This is a genomic window from Pseudomonas sp. FW305-70, assembly GCF_058783925.1.
The window spans coordinates 1-15423 of sequence record NZ_JBYSYZ010000022.1 but is presented as its reverse complement, the minus strand read 5'-3'; the positions used below and the strand labels follow the sequence as shown (position 1 = coordinate 15423).

Below are 15423 nucleotides of genomic sequence, written 5' to 3'. Positions count from 1 at the left end.
ACACCACGTTGTTTACTTCTTTAGAGCGAATCCCCATGGCCTTTACCCAACAGCAACTCGATGCGGTCGAGAAGGCAATCGCGCGCGGTGAAAAAATCGTGCGCTACGCGGATCGCAACGTTGAGTACCGCGACATCGACGAACTGCTCAGGGCACGCGACGAAATTCGCAGCTCGCTGATCGCAGCGGCCGGTCCTCGGTCGCGCATCGTGCGGCTTTACCATGGAGGCAAGGGACTGTAATGGCTCGTCAGTTTCCCACCTTGGGCCGCAGCGGTTTCCTGATGCCGTCGAATATCAAGGCCAGTTATGAAGGGGCCGCCGAAGGGCGTCGTTCCGCCAGTTGGGATGCACCCGACGCCGGCTTCAACAGCATTGCCATTCCGGCGCTGCGCAACCTGCGTTCGCGCTCCCGCGCGGCGGTGCGCAACGATCCGTACGCCTTCAACATCATTGATAAACGGGTCAGCAATCTGATCGGCACTGGCATCACGCCACGGCCGAAAACTCAGGACGATGAGCTGCGGCATCTGCTGCAGGAACTCTGGGCCGACTGGACCGAAGAGTCCGATGCCGACGGCTTGACCGACTTCTATGGGCAACAGGCATTGATCGCTCGGACGGTGGAAACAGCCGGCGAATGTTTTATCCGCTTGCGGCCACGCAGCCTTGACGAAGGCTTGGTGGTGCCGTTGCAACTGCAGGTGCTAACCCCGGAGTTTGTGCCGCACGACAAGTTTGAGATGGCGCGCAACGGCAACATCATCCGCGCCGGGATCGAGTTCAGTCCGGACAGCCGTCGGGTGGCGTACTGGATGTACCGTTCGCATCCCGGCGATGTCTCCTCATTGAACAGCGGGTACAACCAGTTGGTGCGGGTACCGGCCAGTCAGGTGCTGCACATTTTTGAACCGGTTGAGCCAGGGCAGCTGCGTGGCTTGCCACGTTTGTCACCGGTGCTCAAACGCTTGCGCAGCCTGGACAACTACGACGATGCGGTGTTGTTCCGCCAGGAGGTGGCCAACCTGTTCGCCGGCTTCATCAAGAAACCGTCGCCGGATGACATCCAGACCCCGGTGGACCCGGTGACCGGTGCGCCGCTGAACCTGGCCTCGGACGGTTTCACGCCCATGGTGGCGTTGGAACCCGGGACCATGCAGGAGTTGTTGCCCGGCGAGGAGGTCGAGTTTTCCACGCCGCCGGATGCGGGCAACAACTATGCGGACTTCATGCGTCAGCAATTGATGGCGGCAGCGGCCGGCGCCGGGATGCCGTACGAAATCCTCACTGGCGACATGCGTGAAGTAAATGACCGCGCACTGCGCGTGGTGCTCACCGAGTTCCGGCGTCGTTTGGAGCAACTGCAATTTGGTGTGTATGTGCACCAGTTGTGTCGCCCGGTGCGGGCAGCCTGGATGGACATGGCGGTGCTCAGCGGTGCCGTGCTGTTGCCGGACTACACCCAGCGCCGTCGTGAGTACCTGCGCACGCGCTGGGTGCCACAAGGGTGGGCCTACATCCATCCGGTTCAGGATGTTCAGTCACGCACGATGGAGGTTAACGCAGGCTTTGCCTCGCGCAGCGAGATGGTCCTGCGCACCGGTTATGACGCGGAAACGGTAGACGAAGAAAACGCCGCTGATGCCGAACGAGCTCGGGGCAAGGGCCTCAATTACAGCACTCTCGTCGAACTGCTTCAGGCTTTCGACGACAAGGAGCAAACATGAGCAAAAACACGCCTCCGCGCATTTACAACAGGGCCGGCCAGCGGGTGCAGGTGCAGGACAAAAGCTGGTACGCCGTGCACGCCAGCGGCGAAGCCACCGAGCGGGTGATTGAAGTCTTTGTGTACGGCGAGATCGGCACCTGGGGCATTACCGCCAGTCAGTTTATGCAGGATCTGCGCGCCGTGGATGATGGGGTGTCGCCGGTGATCGCGGCGTTCAACAGCATCGGCGGCGACCTGTTTGACGGGTTGGCCATGCACAACACGTTGTCACGGCTGGGCGAGCGTTGCACGGCACGGATCGATGCCTTGGCCGCGAGCGCGGCCAGTGTCGCGGTGTGCGGTGCACACAAGGTGGTGATCGCATCCAACGCGATGCTGATGATTCATAACCCGTGGACGTACGCGGCTGGCGACGCCGATAGCTTTCGTAAAGTGGCCGATGTTCTCGATCAAACCATGGAGGCGATTATCGCGGCCTACAAGGCCAAGGCACCGGACATCGATGAGGTGGAATTACGAGGTTTGGTGGCCGCCGAAACCTGGTTGACCGCCAGTGAGGCGGTGGCTTTGGGGTTGGCCGACGAGGTGGGCGATGGAGTGCAGGTGAAGGCGTGTCTGGGGCAGGGCGGGGTGATGCAGCGTTACCAGCACACCCCAGCTGAATTGCTGGCCCAGCTCAATGAGGCGCCCGATCCGGCTCCGGAGGTGGAGCCAAACGATCCACTCGCGCCTGCCGTCGACTCGGCCAAGCTGGCGTTGATGATCACTCAGCGTTGTGCAGAGGCGGGGATCAGTAACCTGATCGCGCCGCTCCTCAGCTCGACCCAGCTTGAAAGCGAGGAGATCGTCCAGGCGGGTCTGACCCGGGCCAAGGCGGTGCATGACCTGTGTGTCGCGGCACGGCTGCCAGAACTCAGCGTCGAGTATGTGACAGCAGGACTGGATGCTCCCGCGGTACGCGCGCGGTTGTTCGACAAAATCGTCAGCAGCGGCAACGGCTTCGAAATCGACAACAGCTTGCCCCTCAATGATGACCCAGCGCCGAAGGTGCAGGCGAAACAACCGGATCCCCCTTCAATTTGGGCAGCCCGTCAGGCCGCCCATGCGGGGCAATCCAACAGTGCAAAAGGAGCACGAGCATGACCGTAAAGTACGAAACGCTACACGCTGGCGAGTTTCTGCTCTCTGAGGGGGCCGGGAAGATCTCTCGTGAATCCATTCTGGTGGCCGCTGGCCCCGCCTTGAATGCCGGCCAAGTGCTGGGGCTGGTGACCGCGACCAATGAGTTTGCGCCTTACGATCCCGCCGCCACCGATGGTTCGGAAGTAGCGACCTGCATCCTGTACGGGCCGCTGGGTGAATCGACCGAGGAGCGTCGAGCCAGCGCGGTGGTGCGGCTGGCCGAAGTCAGCGAGATGCACTTGACCGGTTTTGACGCTGATGCCGAGGTCGCCTTGGCGGCTCAATTCGTCATCACCCGCTAAGTCGGTCCCCCTTTTTCCAACCCCGCCTTGTGCGGGGTTTTGTCTTTCTGGAGAGTTCTCTCATGGCCGATATTGGTATTTTTACCGACGATGTTTTTTCTGTGTCCTCGCTGACGGCGGCAATCAACGAGCAGGAATACCTGCCGGGTCGCATCAGCAGCCTGGGTCTGTTTCGCGAGGAAGGCATCAGCACTCTGACCGTGCAGATCGAAAAGGACGGCAACACCCTGGCGCTGGTGCCGGCGGGTGAGCGTGGCACCTCGGGTCTGGTCGTGGGTGCAAGCAAGCGTCAGATGATCCCGTTTAACACCGTGCACCTGCCGCAGCGTTTCACCATCAAGGCCGACGAGATTCAGGGCATTCGTGCCTTTGGTACGACGACCGAGCTGCAGGCTGTGCAGGGCGTAGTCAATACGCGCCTGAGCAAAGCCAAGCGTCAGCTCGACGCCACCCATGAATTTCAGCGCATGGGCGCGCTCAATGGCCTGGTGCTCGACGCGGATGGCTCGACGGTCCTGCTGAACATCTATCAGGCGTTTGGTGTGCAACAACAGAGCTTGTCCATGGGCCTGAATGACTCGGCCACCAAGATCCGGGTCAAGTGCGCCGAAGCATTGGACATGCAGGACGATGAGCTGGGTAGCGTCACCAGCTCGGGCGCGCGGGCCTTTTGCGGCAAGAACTTCTGGAACAAGCTGATCACGCACAAATCGGTAGAGGAAACCTACCTCAATACGATCCAGGCCGCGGAATTGCGTGGTGATGCGCGTGATAGTTTCGAGCTGGGCGGCATTGTCTGGGAGCGTTATCGCGGGCGCATCGCCGGCGTGTCGTTTATCCATGACGATACAGCGCTGTTGATTCCTGAAGGTGTGCCGGATCTGTACATCTCCTGTTTTGCTCCGGCGGACTACATGGAAACCGCCAACACCCAAGGCTTGCCGTATTACAGCAAGCTGGAGCCATTGCCGTTCAACAAGGGCATGGCCGGTGAAGCCCAATCCAACCCGCTGCACCTGTGCACACGTCCACGGGCGCAGATCCTGCTGACGCTCTGACCATGGCCTTTCGGGACCTGGTCGCGGAGATCGACAGCGTGGTGTTCGACACCCTGGCCGACGTTGGCTACATCGAAGGTCGGCGCGTGTTGGGCATGTTCTCGGCACCCTGGTTGCAGCCCAAGGTCGGGCGCTTGAACACCGGCCTGCGCGATCCGTGTTTTCACATCCGAGTGGCCGATGCTCAGGGCGTGGAAAAAACACAGACGGTGCACATAGAGTTGCCCGCCCTGGACGGTGGCGGCGAGTACACCCTGACTCACCTTGAGCCGGCGGGTGATGGCCTCGTGGCCTTGTCTCTGAGGTTAAAAGCATGAGTGCCGTTCCGGTGACGTTGCAACTTTCGGCCAACGATATGCAGGCCTTTGAACAGCTGGCCAAGGTGATGCCCAAGGCCGTTGCCGCGGCGCAACGGCGGGCGATCAACAAGACGTTGGGCTGGTTGGCCACGCACATGGCGCGCGATGTCAGCAAACAGGAGCGGATTGCCGTGCGGGCAGTCCGTCAGCGCCTGCGCAGCTACCCCATCAAAGGCCAAGGCCAGTTGGGCAAACTCTGGTTTGGCACCAACCCGATGGAGGCCAGCCGGATAGGGAATCCCCGTCAAGGTAAGGCCGGTGTCTCGGTGGCGGGGCGGCGTTATCAGGGCGCGTTTTATAAACGCGTGTATGGCAACAAGGCCGATATCTGGATTCGCACCTCCAGCAAACATTTCAACCCGGATGACTATCCCGGCAGCACCGCCTCCGCGGGTGGCGGCACGAGTTCGGGCTGGATCGCAGAAAACGACGATCGCTTTCCACTGGCCAAGGCCAAGGTCTCGCTCGAAGACGTTGAAGGTCCGTTTTACACCTGGGCCAACAAGGCCGACGAGCGTCTGCTGGTCGTGTTCAAGCAAGAGATGAACTTTGAACTGCATAAATACCTGAAGGGGAGCACCCGTGTCTGATCCTGCCTTTTCGCTGGATGCGTTGTACGCTGCCATCGAAGAACACCTCCGCCAAGCGTTGCCGACGGTGCGATTTGTCGCGACCTGTCCGGACATTCAGGATCGGGTGGCGCTGCCGGCGGTGTTCCTGGAACCGGTGGAGTTTGAACCCGGGCAGGACATCGGTACCGGTGAAACGGTACTCGTTCAGCGCTTTGAAGCGCGGGTCATTGTCGCGCCTGAGTTAGCCCGTCATCAGCAACTGGGCGCCCAGTTGGCGGCACAGATCGCGGTGCTATTGCGAGCGCAGACTTGGGGGCTGGATAACGTCGAACAGGCGCAGTTCGTCGCCTCGCGCCAGGACTGGACCAAGCCGGAACTGGATGGTTACACCGTGTGGATGGTGGAGTGGACTCAGCAGATCTATCTCGGCGAAGTCGAGTGGCTGTGGCCGGTCGAACCTCCGGGCACGCTGTACCTGAACGTCGACGGCTGCACCGGTACCGGCAATGAAGATCACTACTTTCAGCCGGAGGATCTGGCATGGGATACGCCAGCGCTGAACACGACCGGATGATTGCGGCAATGCTGCTGCCTTGTGTGGTGGTCGGCATCGATCTGATGGCCGGCCGGGTGCGGGTCAAGGCCGGTACCTGGGTCAGTGCCTGGGTGCGCTGGCACAGCCTGGCCGCCGGCAAGGCCCGTCACTGGCGGGCGCCGAGTCCGGGGGAGCAGGGCGCATTGTTCAGCCCCAGCGGTGATCCGACCCTGGGCACCTTTATCCCGGGGCTGTATGGCAACGCCGGAACGCCGCCGGACAACCGCGATCACGTCGAGGCCTGGTACTTCGACGATGGCGGCTCGCTGGTCTACGACTGGCAGGCCGGCAGTTACAGCATTGACCTGCCCAATGGCAGCCGCGCGACCATCACGGTCGGTGGCTCGCAGTTTGAAGTGACACCGGATCAAGTTCGGGTGACGGCCAGCCAGATCACCCTGGTGGGTGAGGTGAGCATCGATGGTGCGCTAAGCGTGTCCGGCGACATCAGCGGCGCCGGCACGATCATGGATGCCGGGGGCAACAGCAGCAACCACTCGCATTGAGTGAACATTCACCTTCAGCCCGCCGCGTGCGGGCTTTTTCATGTCTGGAGAAAAAGCATGACGAGTAAAACCAAGGACGTATCGGTAGCCAGCGATGAGCCGATCCCGGCCACGCCGGCCGCGCTCTGTACCTTCCGCGACACGCTGTATACCTCGCGGGTGCTGGTTCTGCTGGAGGCCGGGCGCACCTTGAAAGTGGACAAGGGCCAGGTTGCGGTGGCCTCGGAGGACACGGTCGCGCTCGAGTATTTGCAGGGCCGCAAGGATTTTGTCGCGGTCGAGGGCTGATCCAATGATCGGGATGATCGGACTGGATCGCCGCACCGGCCAGCTGATTTCCGGCCTCGATCACCTGCGCCAGTCCATCGAGGACATCTTGTCGACGCCCTTGGGCAGCCGGCGCATGCGCCCGGAGTACGGCAGCAAGCTGCGGCGCTTTGTCGACCTGCCGGTCAATGACGGCTGGAAAAGTGCCGTGCAGGCGGAGGTAGCCAGCACACTCGGGCGTTGGGAACCACGCCTGAAACTGGGCCGGGTGCGCGCCGTGGCCATCCTCGACGGGCGTATCACCTTTGAGCTGACCGGGCAGTACCTGGGCAGCGACGTGACTTTGGAGGTGTCCGCATGACCATGGAACTGGCGGCCCTGCCGCCGCCGCAAGTGCTGGAAGACCTCGACTTTGAGGTGGTCTACCAGGAGAAGCTGGAAGCCTTCCGCCTGAGCATGGGCGACAACTGGAGCGCGGAGCTGGAAAGCGACCCGGTGCTCAAGCTGATCGAGCAGGCCGCGTATGGCGCTTTGCAGAACCGGGCGCGGGTCAACGACGCGGGCAAGGCCTTGCTGTTGGCCCATGCCGAGCGGGCCGACCTCGATCACCTGGCCGCCAACGTCAACCTGCAACGCCTGGTGATTCAGGCCGGAGATCCGAGCACGGTGCCGCCGACGCCGCAGGTGTTCGAAGAGGACGATGCCCTGCGCGAGCGGGTGCAGCTGTCATATGAGGGGCTGACCACGGCGGGGCCGCGCAACAGCTACATCCTGCACGCGCGCAACGCCTCGGGCCTGGTGGCCGATGCCACGGCGGAAAGTCCGTCACCGGCCGTGGTGGTGGTCACCGTGCTCAGCCTGGAAGGCAGCGGCGCGGCCTCGCCAGAACTGCTGGAAGAGGTCCGGCTGCACCTCAATGACGAGGACGTGCGGCCGGTGGCCGATCGGCTCACGGTGCAAAGCGCCGTGGTGATCGATTACCACATTGAAGCAGTGCTGTACCCGCAGGCACCGGGGCCGGAAAACGAAGCCTATCTAGCCGAAAGCCAGAAACGCCTGAGCGAGTGGATCAACCCGCGTCGTCGCCTGGGGCTGGAAGTGGCGCGTTCAGGCGTCGATGCGCAACTGCACGTTCCCGGCATCGCCCGGGTCGAGCTGCTGGACTGGACCGACATCAGGCCGAGCAAGGCCGAGGCGGCGTACTGCACGGGCTACAGCGTGGTGCTGGGAGCCAGTCTGACATGAGCAGTCAGCTACCCCTCAACAGCACGCCGCTGGAGTTGGCCGTGGAAGCGGCCAACTACGAAAACACGCTGATTCCACTGCGCAGTTTGTACAACGCCGACACCTGCCCTGAACACCTGTTGCCGTACCTGGCCTCGGCCTGGTCGGTGGACCGCTGGAACAACAACTGGACCCAGGAGGCCAAGCGCACGGCAATCCGTTCGGCGTACGACGTGCACGCGCGCAAAGGCACCATCGGGGCGCTGCGTCGGGTGGTCGAGCCCTTGGGCTACCTGATCGACGTCGTGGAATGGTTCGACACCGTGCCGGAAGGCGTGCCCGGCACCTTCGCTCTGGAGGTCGGCCTGAATGACGCCGGCATCACCGAAGAACTGTACGAGGAACTGGCATGGTTGATCGACGACGCCCGCCCGGTCAGCCGGCACATGACCAACCTGGCGCTCAGTCTGCAGACCGAGGGGGTGTTGGGCATTGCCGTGTGCGTGCAAGAGGGTGAGGAGATCGACGTGTACCCCCCGGCCCCGCAAGACATCGACGTGACCGGCACTTTTTGCCCGGCGCTCTGCGTCGATGAAACCGATACTTTGGACGTTTATCCCTATGATTGATAAGACCAGTCAGTTTTTTGCCATTCTCACGGCAGTCGGCGAAGCCAAACACGCCAATGCCATCGCCATGGGCCTGGAATGGATGTTCACCGAGATGGGCTTGGGCGATGCCAACGGCACCGACCCGATTCCCGATCGCCTGCAGACCCAGTTGATCAACGAATGGCGCCGGGCGCCGATCAACCAGATCCGCGTCGATCCGGCCAACCCCAACACGGTGATCACCGAGCAGATCATTCCGCCGGAAGTGGGCGGTGAGTGGATTCGCGAGATCGGCCTGTACGATGTCGACGGCGACCTGGTGGCGGTGGCCAACTGCGCGCCGAGCTACAAACCGTTGCTGGACCAAGGCAGTGGCAAGACCCAGGTCGTGCGGATGAACTTCATCGTCAGCAGCTCGGCGAACATCGTGCTGAAGATCGACCCGGCGGTGGTGCTGGCCACGCGTGAATACGTCGACCTGGCGATCAGCGAAGCGCTGGCCAAGCTGGATCACAAACAGTCAGCGCGGGTGGCGGCGACCGCCGCCATTGCCCTGAGCAATGTGCAGACCATCGATGACGTGGCCGTGGTCGCCGGTGATCGCGTGCTGGTGACCGCCCAGGCGCTGCCCCAAGAGAATGGCCTCTATGTCGTCAGCGCCGAAGGCTGGACGCGGGCCGCCGATGCCGACAACAGCCTGGAAGTGACCCCGGGGTTGTTTATCCACGTCGAGGAGGGCACGACCAACGGCGACAGCCTCTGGCAGTTGGTCACCGATGCGCCGATCACCCTCGGCACCACCGGTTTGCAGTTTGAAATGATCGCAGGCGGCAGTGGGGGCGGTGTGGGCACGTTTCGCAGTGTCACCGTCGATGCCCTTGGGCGTGTGATCGCTGGCACCAACCCGACCACCCTGGACGGCTACGGCATCACCGACGCCCTGGCGGCCAGCGAAAACCTGGCCGATGTCGCGGATGTGGTCGAGGCCCGGAATAACCTCGGGCTGGGCACCGCCGCGACCGCTGATGCTCAAACCTATCTCCACGATCCAACGCCTGATGCGCTGATGAAGGTCGGAGCGTTCGGCTGGGGCGGGCCCGCCTATGCGGTCAGTGATGTTGACATCGGTGGCTTGAACGCGGAAACGGCCCTCTATTTCATCAGCAATGGCATAGGAGGGCCTGGAGGCGGGATCTATGAGGGTTGGGTTCGCGTCTCGGCGATTACACCAGGTCAATACGCCTTCCAGGAGATTTATGGGAATGCCGACCACACCCTACACCGCCGGGCCTTGACTGCCGGTGTTTGGGGCGAATGGGAAAGCATCTGGGACTCAACCAATCTGGTTAAACAAACCTCTCCCCAAGATGACACCCCAAGTCATGTATTGCTCACGGGTGCTTATGGCATCGGTCACGGGGGGATTGTCCTTCCCGACGGCACTGATCTAAACACAATCACCACCGTGGGCATTTACCGGGTGAACACCAGCCTGAACATGCCTGCCGGCGGTCAATTCTCCCCCATGCTGGTTGCAGTCAGTCAAGACACCCTCTGGCAACAAATCACCAGCTATAACTCCGGTACAACCTATACCCGAGGCGCAGTTCAGACCCCAGAGGGATATGAATTCAGTGAGTGGGTAACGGGTTGGAACACGAGTAACTTCAACCCTGGTGCGTACCAGGCGGCACTGGGTTTCACTCCCGTGCAGCAAGGTGGGGTGGCGGGTCAGGACGCCAATAAAATCTACATTGGCTATGAAAACGCCTCGGGCAAAATAAAAATACAGGTTGATGCGCAGGATTTCGGGGGGATCTGGACCGAAAGCAATTTTGATCCTGCTGCCATATTCTCGCTTCCTGTCGGCGTGCCGTTTCCATGGCCAACCGCTACGCCACCCGACAAATGCGTTTTGATGGGGGGGCAGCCGTTCAATGTCGAGTGGTACCCGGCATTGGCAGCCGTGTATCCCAGCGGCTTCCTGCCAGACATGCGCGCCGAGTCGATTCGTGGTCTGGATGGCGGGCGCGGAATCGACCCCGACTCTGGGCGTGCCGTGTTGAGCCTTCAACTCGACACGCTACAAAACATGACGGGTGAACTCAGGCTACAGGACGATGATTCGATGTTGCTGGTGAATACCGCGACCGGCGTATTTACGGCTACGGGTTACATGACGAGTGATATACCCGCTGCACCACGAGTCAGTACAACGGGCAACATGTCTGTAACTTTCAATCCATCGGCGGTTGCCCGTGTGAGTACGGAAACCCGTATGCGTAACGTGGCTTACAACTACATCTGCAGGATGTATTGATGACTACTTTAGTGAATGGCTTTTTTGATGAGAGTGGGTGGATCGACGTTTACACCTTCAACGAAACCACTGGTGAATACCTCGGACAGCACGACATCTATGTGAGTCGCGGCTGCGGTCTACCGGCTGGCGCAACGCTGGAGGCGCCGCCTGAAGCCCCGGAGCAGCAGGTGGTCGTCAGGCAACAGAATGCGTGGGGCGTGGTGCCTGACTATCGTGGCGTGGTTTTCCGCACCACCGATGGTGCCGAGGTGACGCACTCGATGCCGGGCGAGTTACCGGCCGAGCTGACGACCTTGCCGCGACCGAGTTCGGCCTATATTTGGGATGGTCTCGACTGGGTATTAGATGCCGCGCTCGATCTGGCGCTACAGAGCCGGCGAGAACGATCGTGGATCGAAAATGAACTGCACTGGGCGGGCCGAGAGATCGACAAGCATCTGGATGCTGACCCGGCTGCGCTCAGCACGGAATCTGCCTGGCGCACCTACCGCAATGAACTGCGGGCCTGGCCTCTTTCGCCAGACTTTCCAGCCAGTGATAAACGGCCGTTAAAGCCGGACGGTCTGACCAGCACCGCGTCCTGACGCCCCGCATTGCCGGGGCGTTTTCTTTTCCATGCTGCACGTCACTGCACATCCCTACGGCCTCGCTTATGCGGGGCTTTTTCGTTTCTGGAGCATCACTCTATGAGTTTCTTTCACGGCGTCACCGTGACCCTGGTGGACACCGGCGCCCGGCATATCGCCACCCCGTCCGCGTCAATCATTGGCCTGTGCAACACCTTCACCGTGGGGCCGCCGGCAACCGCAGCGGCCAACGAATTGCTGCTGATCACCCGCGAGAGCGAAGCGGTCGCCGCCTGGGGGCCGGATGCGGCGATCACCCAGGACTGCAAGGCCATTTTCAAGCGGTCGAAGACGGTGATTGTCGCTGTCGGTGTGCCGCTATTGGACGACCCGGCCGAGCAGCTGTCCGCGATCATCGGTGGCGTTTGGGCCGACGGTAGCCGTACCGGCATGCAGGCGTTACTCAACGGCAAAAGCAAGTTCAACGCCCAGCCACGGTTGCTTGTGACTCCGGGGTATTCGGCGACGCTGGTGGTGGCGACTGAGCTGGTGGCGCTGGGTGACAAGATGCGGGCCATGGCCATCCTCGACGGGCCGAACACCACCGACGAAGCCGCCATCGAATACGCCGGCAACTTCGGCAGCAAACACGCCTACATGGTCGATCCGGGCGTGCAGTTCTGGGACACCGGAATCAGTGCCACGGTCAACGCGCCGGCGTCGGCCTGGACCGCCGGCCTGTTTGCCTGGACCGATGCCACCTACGGTTTCTGGGCCTCTCCGTCGAACAAGGAGTTTGTCGGCATCACCGGCACCACGCGGCCAATTGAGTTTCTTGATGGTGATCCCTCCTGCCGGGCCAACGTGCTGAACAACGCGAACATCACCACGATCATTCGTGATGACGGCTATCGCCTGTGGGGCAACCGCACACTGTCCAGTGACCCGAAATGGAAGTTCGTCACCCGCGTGCGCACGTTGGATATCGTCATGGACGCCATCCTCTACGCGCACAAGTGGGCCGTCGACCGCTCGATCACTGCGACCTACGTCAAGGACGTGACCGAAGGCCTGCAGGCGTTCATGCGCGACCTGAAGAATCAGGGCGCGATCATCAACTTTGAGGTCTATGCCGACGAAGAGCTGAACACCTCCAGCGAACTCAGCGACGGCAAGGTGTACTGGAACATCCGGTTCACCGATGTGCCGCCGGCTGAAAACCCGAACTTCCGCGTGGAGGTGACCGATCAGTGGATCACTGAAGTGCTGGACACCGCTGCCTAAGGAGGCCGTTTTATGATTCCTGAAGTGCTCTACAACACCAACCTGTTCGTGGACGGCATCAGCCTGCAAGGCGACGTGCCGAGCCTGACCCTGCCCAAGTTGACCCTCAAGACTGACGAATACCGCGCGGGCGGCATGGATGCGCCGGTCGAGATCGACATGGGCACCGAAAAACTGGAGGCCAGCTTCATTACCAATGGCGTGCGCCGCGAGGTGCTGAAGTTTTTTGGTCAGGCTGATCTGACCGCGTTCAACGCCTCGTTCCGCGGAGCCTTCAAGGGCCAGAAAGGTTCGGTCAAGGCGGTGATCGCCACCCTGCGTGGCAGCCTCAAGGAAGTCGATCCGGGGGACTGGAAGCCGGGCGAAAAGGGCGAGTTCAAGTACGCCGTTGCGGTGACCTATTACAAGCTGGAGATCGACGGCAGCGTGATGTTTGAAATCGATCCCCTCAACTCGATCCGCGTCATCGATGGCACCGATCAACTGGCCGCCGTGCGGTCTGCCCTGGGCATGTAAGGAGTAACACCATGAGCAATTCGAAAGACAACGTCCTGCCGAAGTGGCTGCAACTGGGCAGCGGCATCGCCACCGTGACCCTGTCCCGGGCGAGCCAGGCCAACGGTATTCAGGTCGACAAACTGACCCTGCGCGAACCGACGGTGCGCGAAATGCGCGCCGCCACCCTGCAGGGCGGTAGCAACGAAGAAGAGCAGGAAATGGTCTTGTTCTGCAGCTTGGCGAGCATCGGCCGTGCGGATCTGGAGGGGCTGCTGATGCGCGATTACCGTCGTTTGCAGACCGCTTATTTTCGTCTGGGAGCAGATGACGGGGTTTAACTCCGCACTGCAAAAGGCCCTGGCCAAACGCTTGGCCATCGAGCTGAACTTTTCAGCGGCCGAGATTCAGGGGTTGTCGTTTTCCGAGATGGTTTGGTGGCTCACGGACTGAGCCTAATCCCGTCGCACACAGGTAACCTGCATGGCGAACAAACTCTCGCTCGGGCTGGTGATTGGCGGTGCCGTCGATTCCTCCCTCGGCGCCGCCTTCAAGAACGTCAGCGGCGAAATGAAAAAGCTCGAGGCGCAAACCACCCGCGCCAAGGGTTTGCAGAAAGTCATCGGCGAGACCATGCGTCTGCGCGATGAATGGAAAAGAGCCCACGACAGTGGGGCGGCCAACGCCGATGCCTTGCTACGCAAACTGGAAACCAACACCAACAGCCTGCGCAAGCAGGGTGTCGAGGTCGGACGCCTGCGTCAGGAGTACCTAGCGCTGGGCAAGGTGGTGCGCAGTGCCGAGTTCAAGGCCAAAGGGATGGGGCAGTTGGAAGAGGGGCGGGAGAGCCTGCGCAGCGGATTCGGCACGGCGGTGGCCGGTACCACCTTGGCGGCCGTGCCGACCAAAATCAGCGCGGACTTTCAGGCGATCATTCGTGACATCGCGATCAAGTCCGGTACCGCCAACACCCAGCAGGAAATGAACACCGCCCGCGACATCGTTCAGACCTCAAAAGACACCGGCATGGCCAACACCCAGGTGGCCGAGCTGGTAAACCAACTGGTTGGCGGCGGGATGGATCTGACTGAAGCGCTGAAGTACGCCCCGGTGGCGGCGAAGTTTGCAGTCGGGCAGGGCGCGTCGGGCACCGACACGGCAAAAATGATTTTGGCGATGCAGAACAACGCTAAGATCTCCGACCCGAAAAAAGTGGAACAGGCCCTGGCGTCGGTCGCACTGCTCGGCCAGCAAGGCAGCTTCGAAGCGGCCGACATGGCCAAGTGGTTTCCGGAACTGTTGGCGCAGATGGCCAGCAGCGGTATCACCGGGCAGGACGCGGTCACCCAACTGGGCGCCATGCTGCAGGTGCAAATCAAGAGTGCCGGCAGCGCCGATGAGGCAGCGAACAACCTGAAAAACTGGGTCGCGAAAATCGGTTCAGGGGAAACGGTCAAAGGTTATGCCGATGCCGGGATCGACTATCAGGGCTCGATGAACGCCGCCATTGGCAAGGGCCTGTCGACCTTTGAAGCCAGTTTCGAACTGGCCCGCCGGTACGTGGAAAAGACCGACCCGAAGAAGGCCAAACAGATGGATCAGGGCCTGACCAAAATCAGCCAGGAGACGGACCCGGCCAAGGCACAGGTGATGGCCGATGCCCTGGCCGCGACCCTGCGTACTGGCGACGTGTTTGCCGATATGCAGGTCAAAACCGCGTTGATGGCGTACACGCAGAACAAGAAACTCTACGCGGACCTGAAAAGGGATGCCTCGGACCCCAACGGCCAACGCAAGGACATTCTCGACAAAAACTTGCGCGAGCGGCGGGAAGGCTCGTCACAGCGTTGGGCTGAAACCGGTCAGGCGTTCAACGATTCGCTGCGGGCCATCGGGGATGCCTTGCGTCCGGCGACGGATGCGCTGGCCACCGGGATTGGGGCAGCAGCGCGTGGTTTGACCGCCTTGTCCGAGGAAACACCCAAGGCGGTGCTGGGCCTGGCGGCACTCGCTGCCGGAGCGTTGGTGCTGGGCAAGGCCTGGGCTGCGCTGAAGATCGGTCGGGGGCTGGTCAACCTCGCGCGCGGTTCGGTGGGCGGCAAGTCCGACATCGTGCAGCGAGTGTTTGTCACCAACCCCGACGACGTCGGTGGCGGGTTGGAGGATGGACTCGGCAAGCGCCGCAAGGGCAAGTTGCCCATCGGTGGCGCGGTGTCCAGGGGACTCACCGTGGCGAAACGCCTCGGGCCTCTGGCCCTGATCGGTAGCGGCCTGAAAATAGCGGACACCTATCAGCATGCGAAAACCAAGGATGAAAAAGCCGAGGGCTACGGTGGCGCGGTGGGTGGGCT

Annotated in this window: 19 protein-coding genes; all 19 read left to right on the top strand. The window is 61.5% G+C overall.

Translation table 11 applies throughout. From position 1 onward, the window contains the following. Nucleotides 1-35: 35 nt before the first annotated feature. Nucleotides 36-242: a phage head-tail joining protein gene (locus tag AC3WN7_RS17130; protein WP_027923826.1), complete on the top strand. Its 207-nt coding sequence runs from the start codon at nt 36-38 to the stop codon at nt 240-242. Further along, complete coding sequence (locus AC3WN7_RS17125; protein ID WP_102674415.1) at nt 242-1726, top strand: phage portal protein; 1485 nt, start codon at nt 242-244, stop codon at nt 1724-1726. The genes AC3WN7_RS17130 and AC3WN7_RS17125 overlap by 1 nt, the downstream gene beginning before the upstream one ends. Beyond that, nucleotides 1723-2871 (top strand): head maturation protease, ClpP-related, encoded by a 1149-nt coding sequence (locus tag AC3WN7_RS17120; RefSeq protein WP_102674416.1) that lies wholly within the window; start codon nt 1723-1725, stop codon nt 2869-2871. The genes AC3WN7_RS17125 and AC3WN7_RS17120 overlap by 4 nt, the downstream gene beginning before the upstream one ends. Then, nucleotides 2868-3212 (top strand): head decoration protein, encoded by a 345-nt coding sequence (locus AC3WN7_RS17115; protein WP_102674417.1) that lies wholly within the window; start codon nt 2868-2870, stop codon nt 3210-3212. Before AC3WN7_RS17120 ends, AC3WN7_RS17115 begins: the two co-directional genes overlap by 4 nt. 62 nt (nt 3213-3274) lie before the next feature. After that, a complete protein-coding gene (locus tag AC3WN7_RS17110) occupies nt 3275-4270 on the top strand; it encodes a major capsid protein (RefSeq protein ID WP_102674418.1) in 996 nt (331 codons plus the stop codon). Between the two features lie 2 nt (nt 4271-4272). Further along, a complete protein-coding gene (locus AC3WN7_RS17105) occupies nt 4273-4587 on the top strand; it encodes a head-tail joining protein (RefSeq protein WP_102674419.1) in 315 nt (104 codons plus the stop codon). Next, a complete protein-coding gene (locus AC3WN7_RS17100) occupies nt 4584-5219 on the top strand; it encodes a phage tail protein (protein WP_102674420.1) in 636 nt (211 codons plus the stop codon). The genes AC3WN7_RS17105 and AC3WN7_RS17100 overlap by 4 nt, the downstream gene beginning before the upstream one ends. Further along, nucleotides 5212-5775, top strand: coding sequence for a hypothetical protein (locus tag AC3WN7_RS17095; protein WP_102674421.1), 564 nt, complete (start codon nt 5212-5214; stop codon nt 5773-5775). The genes AC3WN7_RS17100 and AC3WN7_RS17095 overlap by 8 nt, the downstream gene beginning before the upstream one ends. Further along, nucleotides 5742-6302, top strand: a complete 561-nt coding sequence (locus AC3WN7_RS17090; protein WP_102674422.1) for a phage baseplate assembly protein V — start codon at nt 5742-5744, stop codon at nt 6300-6302. Before AC3WN7_RS17095 ends, AC3WN7_RS17090 begins: the two co-directional genes overlap by 34 nt. 57 nt (nt 6303-6359) lie before the next feature. Further along, nucleotides 6360-6590: a hypothetical protein gene (locus AC3WN7_RS17085; RefSeq protein WP_219735594.1), complete on the top strand. Its 231-nt coding sequence runs from the start codon at nt 6360-6362 to the stop codon at nt 6588-6590. Nucleotides 6591-6603: 13 nt separating this feature from the next. Further along, on the top strand, nt 6604-6930 hold the full coding sequence (locus AC3WN7_RS17080; protein ID WP_043302559.1) for a GPW/gp25 family protein: 327 nt from the start codon (nt 6604-6606) through the stop codon (nt 6928-6930). Then, complete coding sequence (locus tag AC3WN7_RS17075) at nt 6927-7814, top strand: baseplate assembly protein (RefSeq protein WP_102674423.1); 888 nt, start codon at nt 6927-6929, stop codon at nt 7812-7814. The genes AC3WN7_RS17080 and AC3WN7_RS17075 overlap by 4 nt, the downstream gene beginning before the upstream one ends. After that, nucleotides 7811-8422 (top strand): phage tail protein I, encoded by a 612-nt coding sequence (locus tag AC3WN7_RS17070; RefSeq protein WP_102674424.1) that lies wholly within the window; start codon nt 7811-7813, stop codon nt 8420-8422. The genes AC3WN7_RS17075 and AC3WN7_RS17070 overlap by 4 nt, the downstream gene beginning before the upstream one ends. Continuing rightward, on the top strand, nt 8415-10724 hold the full coding sequence (locus AC3WN7_RS17065; RefSeq protein ID WP_102674425.1) for a phage tail protein: 2310 nt from the start codon (nt 8415-8417) through the stop codon (nt 10722-10724). Before AC3WN7_RS17070 ends, AC3WN7_RS17065 begins: the two co-directional genes overlap by 8 nt. Next, nucleotides 10724-11311 (top strand): hypothetical protein, encoded by a 588-nt coding sequence (locus AC3WN7_RS17060; RefSeq protein WP_102674426.1) that lies wholly within the window; start codon nt 10724-10726, stop codon nt 11309-11311. The genes AC3WN7_RS17065 and AC3WN7_RS17060 overlap by 1 nt, the downstream gene beginning before the upstream one ends. A gap of 102 nt (nt 11312-11413) precedes the next feature. After that, on the top strand, nt 11414-12577 hold the full coding sequence (locus tag AC3WN7_RS17055) for a phage tail sheath C-terminal domain-containing protein (protein ID WP_102674427.1): 1164 nt from the start codon (nt 11414-11416) through the stop codon (nt 12575-12577). A 12-nt stretch (nt 12578-12589) separates the two neighbouring features. Further along, nucleotides 12590-13093 (top strand): phage major tail tube protein, encoded by a 504-nt coding sequence (locus AC3WN7_RS17050; RefSeq protein WP_102674428.1) that lies wholly within the window; start codon nt 12590-12592, stop codon nt 13091-13093. Nucleotides 13094-13104: 11 nt separating this feature from the next. Then, nucleotides 13105-13413, top strand: a complete 309-nt coding sequence (locus AC3WN7_RS17045; RefSeq protein WP_102674429.1) for a phage tail assembly protein — start codon at nt 13105-13107, stop codon at nt 13411-13413. Between the two features lie 142 nt (nt 13414-13555). Continuing rightward, nucleotides 13556-15423, top strand: a 1868-nt coding sequence (locus AC3WN7_RS17040; protein WP_102674430.1) for a phage tail tape measure protein, incomplete at its 3' end; no start/stop codon positions are given.

Bases quoted from the DNA above. Each gene is read 5' to 3' on its own strand.
- AC3WN7_RS17080 (WP_043302559.1), top strand. From the start codon at position 6,604: ATGATCGGACTGGATCGCCGCACCGGCCAGCTGATTTCCGGCCTCGAT.
- AC3WN7_RS17070 (WP_102674424.1), top strand. From the start codon at position 7,811: ATGAGCAGTCAGCTACCCCTCAACAGCACGCCGCTGGAGTTGGCCGTG.
- AC3WN7_RS17090 (WP_102674422.1), top strand. From the start codon at position 5,742: ATGGGATACGCCAGCGCTGAACACGACCGGATGATTGCGGCAATGCTG.
- AC3WN7_RS17100 (WP_102674420.1), top strand. From the start codon at position 4,584: ATGAGTGCCGTTCCGGTGACGTTGCAACTTTCGGCCAACGATATGCAG.
- AC3WN7_RS17120 (WP_102674416.1), top strand. From the start codon at position 1,723: ATGAGCAAAAACACGCCTCCGCGCATTTACAACAGGGCCGGCCAGCGG.
- AC3WN7_RS17055 (WP_102674427.1), top strand. From the start codon at position 11,414: ATGAGTTTCTTTCACGGCGTCACCGTGACCCTGGTGGACACCGGCGCC.
- AC3WN7_RS17105 (WP_102674419.1), top strand. From the start codon at position 4,273: ATGGCCTTTCGGGACCTGGTCGCGGAGATCGACAGCGTGGTGTTCGAC.
- AC3WN7_RS17115 (WP_102674417.1), top strand. From the start codon at position 2,868: ATGACCGTAAAGTACGAAACGCTACACGCTGGCGAGTTTCTGCTCTCT.
- AC3WN7_RS17050 (WP_102674428.1), top strand. From the start codon at position 12,590: ATGATTCCTGAAGTGCTCTACAACACCAACCTGTTCGTGGACGGCATC.
- AC3WN7_RS17060 (WP_102674426.1), top strand. From the start codon at position 10,724: ATGACTACTTTAGTGAATGGCTTTTTTGATGAGAGTGGGTGGATCGAC.
- AC3WN7_RS17130 (WP_027923826.1), top strand. From the start codon at position 36: ATGGCCTTTACCCAACAGCAACTCGATGCGGTCGAGAAGGCAATCGCG.
- AC3WN7_RS17065 (WP_102674425.1), top strand. From the start codon at position 8,415: ATGATTGATAAGACCAGTCAGTTTTTTGCCATTCTCACGGCAGTCGGC.
- AC3WN7_RS17075 (WP_102674423.1), top strand. From the start codon at position 6,927: ATGACCATGGAACTGGCGGCCCTGCCGCCGCCGCAAGTGCTGGAAGAC.
- AC3WN7_RS17110 (WP_102674418.1), top strand. From the start codon at position 3,275: ATGGCCGATATTGGTATTTTTACCGACGATGTTTTTTCTGTGTCCTCG.
- AC3WN7_RS17085 (WP_219735594.1), top strand. From the start codon at position 6,360: ATGACGAGTAAAACCAAGGACGTATCGGTAGCCAGCGATGAGCCGATC.
- AC3WN7_RS17045 (WP_102674429.1), top strand. From the start codon at position 13,105: ATGAGCAATTCGAAAGACAACGTCCTGCCGAAGTGGCTGCAACTGGGC.
- AC3WN7_RS17125 (WP_102674415.1), top strand. From the start codon at position 242: ATGGCTCGTCAGTTTCCCACCTTGGGCCGCAGCGGTTTCCTGATGCCG.